At 60.0% G+C, this 14,044-nt stretch carries 9 protein-coding genes; 1 reads left to right on the plus strand and 8 read right to left on the minus strand.

Features of this window, described 5'->3' with window-relative positions; translation table 11 throughout:
* Positions 1–146: 146 nt before the first annotated feature.
* The 8 genes from rpsA to mtnA all read right to left on the minus strand — a co-directional run bounded on the left by rpsA (position 147) and on the right by mtnA (position 12,600).
* Positions 147–1,841, minus strand: a complete 1,695-nt coding sequence (gene rpsA, locus BK665_RS15205) for a 30S ribosomal protein S1 (RefSeq protein WP_123406822.1) — start codon at positions 1,839–1,841, stop codon at positions 147–149.
* 120 nt (positions 1,842–1,961) lie between these two features.
* Entirely contained in the window at positions 1,962–2,651 is a 690-nt protein-coding gene (gene cmk, locus BK665_RS15210) for a (d)CMP kinase (protein WP_054051914.1), read from the minus strand.
* Complete coding sequence (locus BK665_RS15215) at positions 2,648–4,855, minus strand: bifunctional prephenate dehydrogenase/3-phosphoshikimate 1-carboxyvinyltransferase (protein WP_259699611.1); 2,208 nt, start codon at positions 4,853–4,855, stop codon at positions 2,648–2,650. The genes cmk and BK665_RS15215 overlap by 4 nt, the downstream gene beginning before the upstream one ends.
* A 28-nt stretch (positions 4,856–4,883) precedes the next feature.
* The gene (gene hisC, locus BK665_RS15220; RefSeq protein WP_123406826.1) at positions 4,884–5,996 is read right to left on the minus strand and encodes a histidinol-phosphate transaminase; all 1,113 of its coding nucleotides are present in this window, start codon (positions 5,994–5,996) and stop codon (positions 4,884–4,886) included.
* A 10-nt stretch (positions 5,997–6,006) separates the two neighbouring features.
* Positions 6,007–7,101 (minus strand): prephenate dehydratase, encoded by a 1,095-nt coding sequence (gene pheA / locus BK665_RS15225; protein ID WP_028620536.1) that lies wholly within the window; start codon positions 7,099–7,101, stop codon positions 6,007–6,009.
* On the minus strand, positions 7,101–8,186 hold the full coding sequence (gene serC, locus BK665_RS15230; protein WP_123406828.1) for a 3-phosphoserine/phosphohydroxythreonine transaminase: 1,086 nt from the start codon (positions 8,184–8,186) through the stop codon (positions 7,101–7,103). Before serC ends, pheA begins: the two co-directional genes overlap by 1 nt.
* A 223-nt stretch (positions 8,187–8,409) precedes the next feature.
* Positions 8,410–11,088 carry a DNA gyrase subunit A gene (gene gyrA / locus BK665_RS15235; RefSeq protein ID WP_123406830.1) on the minus strand — a complete coding sequence of 893 codons (2,679 nt, stop codon included), beginning with the start codon at positions 11,086–11,088 and terminating at the stop codon, positions 8,410–8,412.
* Between the two features lie 435 nt (positions 11,089–11,523).
* The gene (gene mtnA / locus BK665_RS15240; RefSeq protein WP_123406832.1) at positions 11,524–12,600 is read right to left on the minus strand and encodes an S-methyl-5-thioribose-1-phosphate isomerase; all 1,077 of its coding nucleotides are present in this window, start codon (positions 12,598–12,600) and stop codon (positions 11,524–11,526) included.
* A gap of 108 nt (positions 12,601–12,708) precedes the next feature.
* Between mtnA and BK665_RS15245 the strand changes: the two genes are divergently transcribed.
* On the plus strand, positions 12,709–14,043 hold the full coding sequence (locus BK665_RS15245; protein ID WP_123406834.1) for a TRZ/ATZ family hydrolase: 1,335 nt from the start codon (positions 12,709–12,711) through the stop codon (positions 14,041–14,043).
* Position 14,044 lies beyond the last annotated feature (1 nt).

The raw sequence follows: 14,044 nt of genomic DNA on the forward strand, positions 1-14,044 counted from the left end.
GATTGATCCTGTTAAAGAAAGAGACAGCAGGTGAAAGGCATTGGTTTCACTGGTGCAGGTTTTAGAACAGAGCTTGAGGAGCTCACTAAATCGCAGGCACAAAAAAGGGCGACCGAAGTCGCCCTTTTTCTATGGTCTGACAGAACTTAGTTCTGTTTTTCCATTTGTGCACGCAACAGGTCGCCCAGAGTGGTAGGACCAGCAGCAGGTTCCGAAGTCGCTGGCTTGTCGCGCAGGCTCTGGATTGCTTCTTTCTCTTCAGCATCGTCTTTCGACTTGATGGAGAGCTGGATTACGCGGCTCTTGCGGTCAACACTGATGATCTTGGCTTCTACTTCCTGGCCTTCTTTCAGAACGTTACGCGCGTCTTCAACGCGGTCACGGCTGATTTCGGAGGCTTTCAGAGTCGCTTCGATATCGTCGGCCAGAGTGATGATGGCGCCTTTAGCGTCAACTTCTTTCACGATGCCTTTAACGATTGCGCCTTTGTCGTTCTCTTGAACGTACTCGGAGAACGGATCGCTTTCCAGTTGCTTGATACCCAGGGAGATGCGCTCGCGCTCTGGGTCAACCGACAGGATAACGGTGTCCAGCTCGTCGCCCTTCTTGAAGCGGCGAACGGCTTCTTCGCCCACTTCGTTCCAGGAGATGTCGGACAGGTGAACCAGACCGTCGATGCCGCCGTCCAGACCAATGAAGATACCGAAATCGGTGATCGACTTGATGGTGCCGGAGATTTTATCGCCCTTGTTGAACTGGCCAGAGAAATCTTCCCATGGGTTAGATTTGCACTGCTTGATGCCGAGGGAGATACGACGACGCTCTTCGTCGATGTCCAGAACCATAACTTCCACTTCGTCGCCGACTTGTACGACTTTCGAAGGGTGGATGTTCTTGTTGGTCCAGTCCATTTCGGAAACGTGTACCAGGCCTTCAACGCCTTCTTCCAGCTCAGCGAAGCAGCCGTAGTCGGTCAGGTTGGTTACACGAGCGGTAACGCGAGTGCTTTCTGGGTAACGGGCTTTGATAGCAACCCATGGATCTTCGCCCAGTTGCTTCAGGCCCAGGGAAACACGATTGCGTTCGCGATCGTATTTCAGAACCTTGACATCGATCTCGTCGCCAACGTTGACGATTTCGGAAGGATGCTTGATACGCTTCCAAGCCATGTCGGTAATGTGCAGCAGGCCATCGACGCCACCCAGATCGACGAATGCGCCGTAATCGGTGAGGTTCTTGACGATACCTTTGACTTGTTGGCCTTCCTGCAGGGATTCCAGCAGAGCTTCACGCTCAGCGGAGTTCTCGGCTTCGAGGACGCTACGACGGGAAACGACAACGTTGTTGCGTTTCTGGTCGAGTTTGATGACCTTGAATTCCAGCTCTTTGCCTTCCAGGTGCGTGGTGTCGCGCACTGGACGGACGTCAACCAGAGAACCTGGCAGGAACGCACGGATGCCGTTAACGTCGACAGTGAAGCCGCCTTTAACCTTACCGTTGATAACGCCCTTGACCACTTCTTCGGCTGCGAAGGCTGCTTCCAGAACAATCCAGCATTCAGCGCGCTTGGCTTTTTCACGGGACAGCTTGGTTTCGCCAAAGCCGTCTTCAACCGAGTCCAGAGCAACGTGAACTTCGTCACCGACGTTGATAGTCAGTTCGCCAGCATCGTTGTAGAACTGCTCAAGCGGGATGAGTGCTTCAGACTTCAGGCCAGCGTGAACGGTTACCCAGCGAGCTTGGTAATCGATATCAACGATAACACCGGTGATGATGGAGCCTGCCTGAAGGTTCAGGGTTTTTAGGCTTTCTTCAAAGAGTTCCGCAAAGCTTTCGCTCATTTTAATTCCTGTTGAATAAGGGCGAAGGATACGCCCATCTCCACATCCCAGACGACGTGGGTTACGTTCATTAGAAGAAGCACCGCAAGACTATGACTGGTCCCCTGCGAGGCTTCTTGGTCACCCGGCGATATCGCGAATGGCGATCTCGCTCATGATGCGTTCCAGCACCTGATCGATGGATAATTCCGTGGAATCCAGCTGTATGGCGTCAGCCGCCGGTTTGAGCGGGGCTACCGCTCGCTGGGTGTCACGCTCGTCGCGGACACGTATCTCATCTAGCAGACTCGACAGACTAACACCATCGACTTTGCCCTTCAACTGCAAGTATCGACGGCGCGCACGCTCCTCGGCACTGGCAGTGAGGAATATCTTCAGCGGCGCATCGGGAAATACCACGGTGCCCATGTCGCGACCATCGGCCACCAGGCCCGGCGGTTCCTGGAACGCCCGCTGGCGCTGCAGCAATGCGTCGCGCACCGCCGGCAGCGCAGCGACCTGGGAGGCCCAGGCGCCGACCTGCTCATTGCGCAGGTCATCGGTCACATCGTCACCTTCGAGGATGATTCGCTGCGGATGACCTTCCGTCGCGCCGACGAACTGCACGTCCAGATGAGCAGCCAGCAGCTTCAACGACTCTTCATTGGTCAGATCGACGCCATGATTGCGTGCCGCGAATGCCAGGAGACGATACAGCGCACCGGAATCCAGCAGGCACCAGCCCAGACGCTTGGCCAGAATCCCGGCAATAGTGCCCTTGCCCGAACCGCTGGGGCCGTCGATGGTGATGACCGGTGGCTTGATAATCACGACTGAGCCTCTTGTGCAACACGGATTCCGACCTGCGCGCACAGCGCGAGGAAATTCGGGAACGAGGTCGCGACGTTGGCGCAATCATGGATGCGGATCGGTGCCGTAGCGCGCAACGAAGCCACGCTGAAGGCCATCGCGATACGGTGATCGCCGTGGCCGTGCACTTCGCCGCCGCCGATCAGGCCGCCGTCGATGATGATGCCGTCCGGAGTTGGCTCGCACTTGACGCCCAACGCCAGCAAGCCGTCGGCCATGACCTGAATCCGGTCCGACTCCTTGACTCGCAGCTCTTCAGCGCCACGCAGCACGGTACGCCCTTCGGCACAGGCCGCGGCCACGAACAACACCGGGAATTCGTCGATGGCCAGTGGAACCAGCGCCTCGGGAATCTCGATACCTTTGAGTTTAGCTGCTCGCACGCGCAGGTCAGCCACCGGCTCACCACCGACTTCACGCTGGTTTTCCAGAGTGATGTCGGCGCCCATCAGGCGCAGGATGTCGATCACGCCGGTACGGGTCGGGTTGATGCCGACGTGCTCAAGCACCAGCTCCGATCCCTCGGCGATCGATGCAGCGACAAGGAAGAATGCCGACGACGAGATGTCGCCCGGCACTTCGATGTGGGTCGCGGTCAGTTTGTGGCCGGACTCGACCGACGCCGTGGCGCCGTTGACGCTGACCGGGTAGCCAAAGCCGCGCAGCATGCGCTCGGTGTGATCGCGGGTCGGCGCCGGCTCGGTCACGGTGGTCTTGCCTTCAGCGTACAGACCGGCCAGCAGCAGGCAGGACTTAACCTGGGCACTGGCCATCGGCATGGTGTAGGTCAGGCCTTTGAGCTTGTTGCCGCCACGAATGGTCATCGGCGGACGACCTTCTGCGGCGGTTTCGATCACGGCGCCCATTTCACGCAGCGGATTGGCCACGCGATTCATCGGGCGCTTGGACAGAGAGGCATCACCGGTCAAGGTGCTGTCGAAGCTCTGCGCAGCCAACAGGCCGGACAGCAGACGCATCGAAGTGCCGGAGTTGCCCAGATAGATCGGACCTGGCGCCGGCTTCAGGCCATGCAGGCCGACGCCGTGAATGGTCACACGACCGTGGTGCGGACCTTCGATCACGACGCCCATGTCGCGGAAGGCTTGCAAGGTCGCCAGGGCATCTTCGCCCTCAAGGAAACCTTCCACTTCGGTGGTGCCTTCGGCCAGGGAGCCGAGCATGATCGAACGGTGGGAAATGGACTTGTCGCCCGGTACACGAATCCGCCCAGTCAGGCGGCCACCAGGTTGTCCCAGGAAAATCAGGTCGTTGGAGTTCATAGCGTCCACATAAGCCCGGCGGGCCAGGATTTTACTGAAATGTTCGCGGGCAACCCGGGCGCGCGTGAACACGCCCAGCAATTGATGCCCATCCCCTGCATCGACCGCGTCGCGCAAAGCGTCGAGGTCGCTGCGAAATGTATCGAGTGTGCGCAGGACAGCTTCGCGGTTGGCGAGGAAGATGTCGTGCCACATGACCGGGTCGCTTCCGGCGATTCTTGTGAAATCGCGAAAACCGCCCGCAGCGTAACGGAAGATCTCAAGATTTTCATTGCGCTTGGCCAGTGAATCGACCAAACCGAACGCCAACAGGTGCGGCAAATGGCTGGTCGCCGCCAACACTTCGTCGTGGCGCTCGACCTGCATGTGCTCGACATCGGCGCCCAATTCGCGCCACAAACGGTCGACCACAGCCAGAGCTGCCGGATCGGTTTGATCCAGCGGCGTCAAAATCACTTTATGGCGACGGAACAACTCGGCATTGGAGGCTTCCACCCCGCTCTGCTCGGAACCGGCAATCGGATGCCCCGGGACGAAACGCGGCGGCATACCACCGAACGCCGCGGTGGCCGCACGCACCACATTGCCTTTGGCGCTGCCGACGTCGGTCAGGATCGCTTGCCCCAGGTCCATGCCCGCCAACTGGCCGAGCATTTTTTCCATGGCCAGGATCGGCACCGCTAACTGGATCACGTCGGCGCCCTGGCAAGCAACGGCCAGGTCTGCTTCGCAGCGATCCACCACACCCAATTCAACCGCCAGCTTGCGCGACTGCGGATCGAGATCGACCCCCACCACTTCGCGGCACAGGCCACTTTCACGCAAACCCTTGGCAAACGAACCACCGATCAACCCCAGACCGACCACCACCAGGCGCCCGATCATAGGTTCAGCAGATTGCAGTGCAGTGACATCAACCACGAGCCAGAACCTTGGTCAGCGCCTCAAGGAAGCGACTGTTTTCAGCCGGCAGACCGATGGTGATGCGCAAGTGGTTCGGCATGCCGTAATTGGCCACCGGACGCACGATCACGCCTTCGCGCAGCAAGCCCTGGAAGACCGGTGCAGCCACCTGCCCCAGGTCGACGCAGATGAAGTTGCCTTTGGACGGAATCCAGCTCAGCCCCAACTCACCGAAACCCGCTTGCAGTTGCAGCATGCCGGCTTCGTTCAGGCGACGGCTTTCGGCCAGGTATTCGGCGTCCTGCAGTGCAGCGCACGCAGCGGCCAGGGCCAGGCTGTTGACGTTGAACGGCTGGCGAACGCGATTCAGCACGTCGGCGACCACGGCGGTCGACAAGCCATAACCGACCCGCAACGCCGCCAGGCCATAGGCCTTGGAAAACGTGCGCGAGACCAGCAGGTTCGGATAAGCCGCGAGGAAGTCCAGGCCATCGGGCAAGTCGCTGCCTTCGGCGTATTCGATGTAGGCCTCGTCCAGCACCACCAGCACATGGGCCGGGACGTCTTGCAGGAATTCGTCCAGCGCCTCGGCGCCGAACCAGGTCCCGGTCGGGTTGTTCGGGTTGGCGATGAACACGACGCGGGTGTCGGCATCGATCGCGGCCAGCATGGCTGGCAGATCGTGGCCCCAGTCTTTGGCAGGGATCACGCGTGCGTCAGCACCCACGGCCTGAGTCACGATCGGATAGACCGCGAACGCGTGCTCGCTGAATACCGCGTTCAGGCCCGGCGCCAGGTAGGCACGGGCAACCAGTTCCAGAATGTCGTTGGAGCCATTGCCCAGCGTCACCTGATTGAGTTCGACGCGGCACTGTTCGGCCAACAGGGTCTTGAGTGCAAAACCGTTGCCGTCCGGATAACGGGTCAGCTCAGCCAATGCTTCGCGAATCGCGGCCAATGCCTTGGGACTGGCGCCCAGCGGGTTTTCATTACTGGCCAGTTTGATGATTTTGGCCGGATCAATGCCCAGCTCGCGCGCCAGTTCGTCCACAGGCTTGCCCGGAACGTACGGCGAAAGTTGTTGCACGCCCGGCTGTGCCAGAGCGAGGAAGTCACCACTCATTTGCTACCCCTTAGAGAACTGCTTTCGGGTAGGAACCCAGCACTTTGAGTGCTACTGCTTCCTGACTGATCTTTTCCAGTACACCTTTGATCAATGGATCACGGTGATGGCCTACAAAGTCGATGAAGAACACGTAGGTCCATTTACCGCTGCGCGACGGACGGGTCTCGATCCGTGTCAGATCGATGCCGTTGTCGTGGAACGGCACCAGCAACTCGTGCAGCGCGCCAGGTTTGTTGCTCATGGAGACGATGATCGAGGTCTTGTCGTCGCCGGTCGGCGGCACTTCCTGGCTGCCGATCATCAGGAAGCGCGTGGAGTTGTCCGGGCGATCCTCGATTTTCTCGGCCAGACGGGTCAGCCCGTACAAGCCTGCAGCCATGTCGCCGGCAATCGCTGCCGAGTTCCACTCGCCCTTGACCCGCTTGGCCGCTTCGGCGTTGCTGGACACCGCCACGCGCTCGACATTCGGGTAATGGGCGTCCAGCCACTTGCGGCACTGGGCCAGGGACTGGGCGTGGGAATAAATGCGGCTGATGCTGTCGGTCTTGGTGTTTTCACCGACCAACAGGTGATGGTGAATCCGCAGTTCGACCTCACCGCAGATGACCATGTCGTGTTCGAGGAAGCTGTCGAGGGTGTGGTTGACCGCGCCTTCGGTGGAATTTTCCACCGGGACCACGCCAAAATTCACCGCACCGGCGGCCACTTCACGGAACACTTCGTCGATCGCCGCCATCGGCTTGCTGATCACGGCGTGGCCGAAATGCTTCATGGCCGCGGCCTGGGTAAACGTACCTTCAGGGCCGAGGTAAGCCACTTTCAGCGGCTGCTCGAGGGCCAGGCACGAGGACATGATTTCGCGGAACAGCCGCGCCATCTCTTCGTTGCCCAGCGGCCCCTGGTTACGCTCCATCACGCGCTTGAGCACCTGAGCTTCGCGCTCAGGACGATAGAACACCGGCACTTCGCCTTCGGCCAGCGAGGCCATCTTTACTCGCGCAACTTCCTGGGCGCAGCGTGCACGTTCGCTGATCAGCTCCAGGACTTTGGTGTCCAGGGCATCAATGCGAACGCGCAGTGCCTTGAGTTCTTGCTCAGACATTAGCCGTGTTCCTTCTCGAACTCTGCCATGTACGAAATCAGTGCGTTGACCGCAACGATGTCGACGGCGTTATAGATGGAGGCGCGCATGCCGCCCACGGAACGGTGACCCTTGAGGTTCAGCAGGCCACGTTCGTCGGCACCGGCCAGGAATGGCTTGTCCAGGCGATCGTCGGCCAGGCGGAACGGCACGTTCATCCACGAGCGGTCCGATTTATTGATCGGGTTGCTGTACAGGCCGCTGGCGTCGATGAAATCGTAGAGCGTGCGCTGCTTGACTTCATTGAGCTTGCCGATGGCTTCAACACCACCCTGCTCTTTCAGCCACTCGAATACCAGACCCGACAAGTACCAGGCCAGGGTTGGCGGCGTGTTGTACATCGAACCGTTATCGGCCGCGACCTTGTAGTTGAGCATGGTCGGGCACAGCGAACGGGCGTGACCGAGCAGGTCTTCGCGAACGATGTTCACCACAATGCCGCTCGGGCCGATGTTTTTCTGGGCGCCGGCGTAGATCATGCCGAAACGCGAGATATCCACCGGGCGCGAGAGAATGTCCGAGGACATGTCGGCCACCAGCGGCACGTCACCGGTTTCCGGGATCCACTGGAATTCCAGACCGCCGATGGTTTCGTTCGGCGCGTAGTGAACGTAGGCCGCGTCTTTCGACAGCTTCCATTCGTTCTGGCCGGGAATGGCGAAATAGTCGTAAGGCTTGGCGGTGCCGGCAACGTTGACGTGGCCGTAGCGCGAGGCTTCTTCGATGGCTTTCTGCGACCAGATACCGGTGTCGATATAGTCGGCCGAGCCGCCTTCAGGCAGCAGATTCAGAGGAATCTGGGCAAATTGCTGGCTGGCGCCGCCCTGCAGGAACAGCACTTTATAGTTCGAGGGGATATTCAGCAGATCACGCAGATCCTGCTCGGCCTTGGTGGCGATGGACACGAACTCATCGCTGCGATGGCTCATTTCCATGACCGACAGGCCCTTGCCGTGCCAATCGAGGAGTTCACCCTGAGCGCGCTTCAGGACAGCTTCAGGCAGCGCCGCAGGACCGGCACAGAAGTTATAGGCTCTCTTGCTCACATCCAATCTCGCTCTGATTTGGTGGATCGTACAAACATATCAGTTGATCAAATTCGAAATCCTGTAGGAGCTGTCGAGTGAAACGAGGCTGCGATCTTTTCCTGGATCCTACAAAGCAAGATCAAAAGATCGCAGCCTCGTTTCACTCGACAGCTCCTACATTCCCTATTCAACAGGAGAAACAAGAAGGGGGCGAATTCTCATCCGCCCCCTGCTTGTCCGCTTATTCCTGCGGTTCTTCGTCGGCTGCGGCGTCGAGTTGCTGGTCTTCGGCAGCGTCGTCGATTACGACCTCACCGTCGAATACTGCACCTGCTTCGCCTGCTTCACCTTCGAGGCCTTCACCTTCAAGCTCCTCGCCCTCGACTTCCGACGGCTCCTGGACCCGTTCCAGGCCGACCAGCGTTTCGTCGCTGGCGAGCTTGATGAGGGTCACGCCCTGGGTGTTCCGACCCAGGCTGGAGACTTCGTCGACGCGGGTACGAACCAGCGTGCCCTGGTCGGAGATCAGCATGATCTCTTCGCCATCGAGCACCTGGACTGCACCGACCAGACGGCCGTTACGGTCGTTGCTGACCATGGCAATAACGCCCTGACCGCCACGTTTGTACTCAGGGAACTCGGTGATCGCCGTGCGCTTGCCGTAACCACGGGCCGAAGCCGTGAGGATCTGGCTGCCTTCTTCCGGGATCAGCATGGAAATCAGCTTCTGCCCTTCTGGCAGACGCATACCGCGAACACCGCGAGCAGTACGGCCCATGGCGCGAACGTCGGTTTCCTTGAAGCGAGTCACCTTGCCGCCGTCGGAGAACAGCATGACTTCGCGGCTGCCATCGGTAATGGAAGCAGAAATCAGCACATCGCCTTCATCCAGCTCCAGCGCGATCAGGCCGACGCTGCGTTGGCGGCTGAAGGATTCCAGCGGAGTCTTCTTCACGGTGCCTTTGGCGGTCGCCATGAAGATGAAGTGACCTTCGGTGTATTCGTCGACCGGCAGCATGGTGGTGATGTATTCATCACTGTCCAGCGGCAGCAGGTTGACCAGCGGACGACCACGGGCAGCGCGGGAGGCTTCCGGGATTTCGTAGGTTTTGAGCCAGTACACCTTGCCTTTGCTGGAGAACAGCAGCAGCGTGGTGTGGCTGTTGGCGACCAGCAGGTGAGCGATGTAGTCCTCATCCTTGACGCCGGTAGCCGATTTGCCTTTACCGCCACGACGCTGAGCCTGGTACGCAGCCAATGGCTGGGTCTTGGCGTAGCCACCGTGGGAGATGGTCACGACGCGCTCTTCTTCCGGGATCATGTCACCCAGGGTCAGGTCGAGACGGGCATCGAGGATTTCGGTGCGGCGCACGTCGCCGTATTCGGCGCGGATCACTTCCAGTTCTTCGCGGATCACTTCCATCAGGCGCGTGGCGCTGCTGAGGATGCGGATCAGTTCGCCGATCTGGTTGAGGATCTCTTGATACTCGGCCAGCAGCTTCTCGTGTTCCAGACCGGTCAAACGGTGCAGACGCAGTTCCAGAATGGCTTGCGCCTGTTCTGGCGACAGGAAGTACTTGCCTTCACGCAGGCCGTATTGCGGGTCCAGGGTCTCTGGACGGCAAGAATCGGCACCGGCGCGTTCAACCATCGCGACCACGGCGGAAGATTCCCACGCGGTCTTGATCAGCGCTTCCTTGGCTTCCGATGGCGTCGGCGAAGCCTTGATCAGGGCGATGACCGGGTCGATGTTCGACAGGGCAACCGCTTGACCTTCCAGGATGTGGCCACGTTCGCGGGCTTTACGCAGCTCGAACACGGTACGGCGGGTCACGACTTCGCGGCGGTGACGAACGAAGGCTTCCAGCAGGTCCTTGAGGTTCAGGATCCGTGGGCGGCCGTCGATCAGCGCAACGATGTTGATGCCGAACACCGCTTGCAACTGGGTCTGGGCGTAGAGGTTGTTGAGGATCACCTCAGGCACTTCGCCACGACGCAGTTCGATCACGACGCGCATACCGTCCTTGTCGGACTCGTCGCGCAGTTCGGTGATGCCTTCCAGCTTCTTCTCTTTTACCAGCTCGGCGATCTTCTCGATCAGACGGGCCTTGTTCAACTGGTAAGGGAGTTCGGTAATGACGATCTGCTGGCGGCCACCGACCTTGTCGATGTCTTCGATCATCGAGCGGGCGCGCATGTAAATGCGGCCGCGACCGGTGCGGTAGGCTTCGATGATGCCGGCACGACCGTTGATGATCGCGGCGGTCGGGAAGTCCGGACCTGGGATGTATTGCATCAGCTCATCGATGGTCAACTCGGGGTTGTCGATGAGGGCCAGGCAACCGTCGATGACTTCACCGAGGTTGTGCGGCGGGATGTTGGTCGCCATGCCCACGGCGATACCGCTGGAGCCGTTGACCAGCAGGTTGGGAATACGGGTCGGCATGACCGCCGGGATCATTTCGGTGCCGTCGTAGTTCGGCACCCAGTCCACGGTTTCTTTGTGCAGGTCAGCCAGCAGCTCGTGCGCCAGCTTGGTCATGCGCACTTCGGTGTATCGCATGGCCGCGGCGTTGTCGCCGTCCACCGAACCGAAGTTGCCCTGACCGTCTACCAGCAGGTAGCGCAAGGAGAATGGCTGCGCCATCCGAACGATGGTGTCGTACACCGCGGTATCACCGTGAGGGTGATACTTACCGATCACGTCACCGACAACACGGGCAGATTTCTTGTACGGCTTGTTGAAGTCGTTGCCCAGCTCGCTCATCGCGAACAGCACACGCCGGTGCACGGGCTTCAAGCCATCGCGCGCATCCGGCAGTGCCCGCCCGACAATTACGCTCATCGCGTAGTCGAGGTAGGACTGCTTCAGCTCGTCTTCGATATTGACCGGGAGGATTTCTTTGGCCAGTTCGCCCATGAGAAGCCTGATTCCTTTTTCTGGTGAAACTTCGTCACATCCATATGGGACGAACGAAGCTCGCCGACGCAGGCTGAGTGCCATGCACCGACTTACGACAAATCAACGAGTTATGCCATGGATCTGCGCAGTAAAGACAACCCCGCGGGGCTGCCTCGGAAAACGCCGGATGTTATCACAAGAGCCGCCACGCACCTATCCCCCTGATGCGCATGGAGCATAGTTAGTTGACCGGTGACAGGCTTAAAGGGGACGAGAGAGGCTTAGAGCCGTGGTGAATGCAGATTTTGGGGCAGGATCAGGGCTGTTTGTTGGCTGTAGGGCCTATTCGCGAGCAAGCCCGCTCCCACATTTGACCTTATTCCCATGAAAGGACTCGGTCACCTGTGGTAGCGGGCTTGCTCGCGAAGGCGTTTTAACTGACAACAAATTCCGTCAATGCAGACGCTTGCGGCACATCAACTGGGCCATTTTTGCGGTATCCGGCCGTTCAACGATGCCCTTCTCGGTAACGATCGCATCGATCAGGTCCGCCGGCGTTACGTCAAACACCGGGTTGAACGCCTCGACATCCGCGCCGATCCGCTTGCCACCGACGTCCAGCAACTCGCTGCCGTCGCGCTCTTCGATAGGAATGTCGTCGCCACTGGCCAGGTTCATGTCGATGGTCGAACTCGGCGCCACCACCATGAAACGCACGCCGTGGTGCATGGCGCTCACCGCCAGTTGATAGGTGCCGATCTTGTTCGCTACGTCGCCATTGGCGGTGATGCGATCAGCACCGACGATCACCCAGGTGATGCCTTTGGTTTTCATGATGTGCGCGGCGGCGGAGTCGGCATTGAGGGTCACGGGAATGCCTTCGTTGGCCAATTCCCACGCGGTCAAGCGCGAGCCTTGCAGCCATGGACGGGTTTCGTCGGCGTAGACGCGCTCGACCATACCTTCGATAAACGCACCGCGAATCACCCCCAGCGCCGTGCCGAAGCCGCCGGTGGCCAAAGCACCGGTGTTGCAATGGGTCAGGATTGCCTGGGCGTTGCCCTGGTGTTTGCGGATCAAGTCCACACCCAGTTGGGCCATGGTCAGGTTGGCTTCGCGATCACTTTCGTGAATGGCGATGGCCTCCGCCTCCAGTGCTGCCAGAGGGTCGGCATCTTCCTTGAGGCGGTCCAGGCGATCGCGCATGCGGCCCAGGGCCCAGAACAGGTTCACCGCCGTTGGCCGTGAATCGGCGAGCAACGCGTAATCCTCTTCCCACTCGGCCTGCCAGTCACCGCCCTCGGCAATCCGGGCGCGGGCTGACAGCACCATGGCATAGGCGGCGCTGATGCCAATTGCCGGCGCGCCGCGCACCACCATCGAGCGAATGGCCTCGGCCACGCCGGCGGCGCTGGTATAGGCGATCCAGGTTTCCTCGAACGGCAGAATCCGCTGATCCAGCAGGTACAGGGCGCCATCACGCCAATCGATGGCCTTTACCTTCTCCGCAGCCAACAGTCGATCGCGCATCCCACACCCCGCACTCATGAACAAAAGCCGCCGATTATAGCGATCCCCCCGCGAAGACGCTCGGGTATACTTCGCCATCCTTTACAAAAGCACTGGAACCGACCCTCGATGCCCAAACCTGCCGTTGCGCTCGACCTATTATTGCTGCCGACCTGGCTGGTCCCCGTCGAACCTGCTGGCGTGGTCCTCAAAGAGCACGGCCTGGGCATCCGCGACGGTCGTATCGTGTTTATAGGCCCCCGTGCCGAAGCGCTGAAGTGTAACGCGACCGAAGTCCGCGAGTTGCCGGATGTTCTGCTCGCCCCCGGCCTGATCAACGCCCATGGCCACGCGGCGATGACGCTGTTCCGTGGCCTGGCCGACGATTTGCCGTTGATGACCTGGCTGGAAAACCACATCTGGCCGGCCGAGGCCAAGTGGGTCGACGAAGCATTCGTGCGCGATGGCACGGATCTGGCGATTGCCGAACAAATAAAAGGTGGCATCACCTGCTTCTCTGACATGTATTTCTTCCCGAAGGTTGCCAGCGAGCGGGTGCACAACAGCGGCATTCGCGCGCAAATCGCGATTCCGATCCTCGATTTCCCGATCCCGGGTGCGGCCACGGCAGATGAAGCCATTCGTCAGGGCGTCGAACTGTTCGGCGATTTGAAGCATCACGAGCGCATCAAGATTACATTCGGCCCCCACGCGCCCTACACCGTGGGCGACGAAAACCTGGAGAAAATCCGGGTGATCGCCGAAGAGCTGGACGCGGCGATTCACATGCACGTCCACGAAACCGCCTTCGAAGTCCAGCAATCGGTGGAGCAACGCGGCGAGCGCCCGCTGGCCCGCCTCGGGCGCCTGGGCTTACTCGGGCCGCGCTTCCAGGCGGTTCACATGACCCAGATCAGCGATGAAGACCTGGCCTTGCTGGTAGAAAGCAACACCACGGTGATTCACTGCCCGGAATCGAACCTGAAGCTGGCCAGCGGCTTCTGCCCGGTGGAACGCCTGTGGCAGGCCGGGGTGAACGTTGCCGTCGGCACCGATGGCGCGGCCAGCAATAATGACCTGGACCTGCTCGGCGAAACCCGCACCGCTGCGTTGCTGGCCAAGGCTGTCGCTGGCTCGGCCACGGCGCTGGATGCCCACCGTGCGTTGCGCATGGCCACCCTCAACGGTGCACGGGCGCTGGGGATCGAGGCTGAAGTCGGCTCGCTGGAAATCGGCAAGGCTGCGGACATCGTCGCGTTCGACCTGTCCGGCCTGGCCCAGCAACCGATCTACGACCCGGTTTCGCAATTGATCTATGCCACTGGCCGCGACTGTGTGAAACACGTTTGGGTCGCCGGCAAGCAACTGCTCGACGACAAGCGCCTGACGCGCCTGGATGAAGCACAACTGTGCGCCACGGCCAAGGCCTGGGGCCAGCGCATCAGCGGACACACCGAATCGTAAG

The sequence above is a fragment of the Pseudomonas frederiksbergensis genome (assembly GCF_003732665.1).
GTDB lineage: Bacteria > Pseudomonadota > Gammaproteobacteria > Pseudomonadales > Pseudomonadaceae > Aquipseudomonas > Aquipseudomonas frederiksbergensis_G.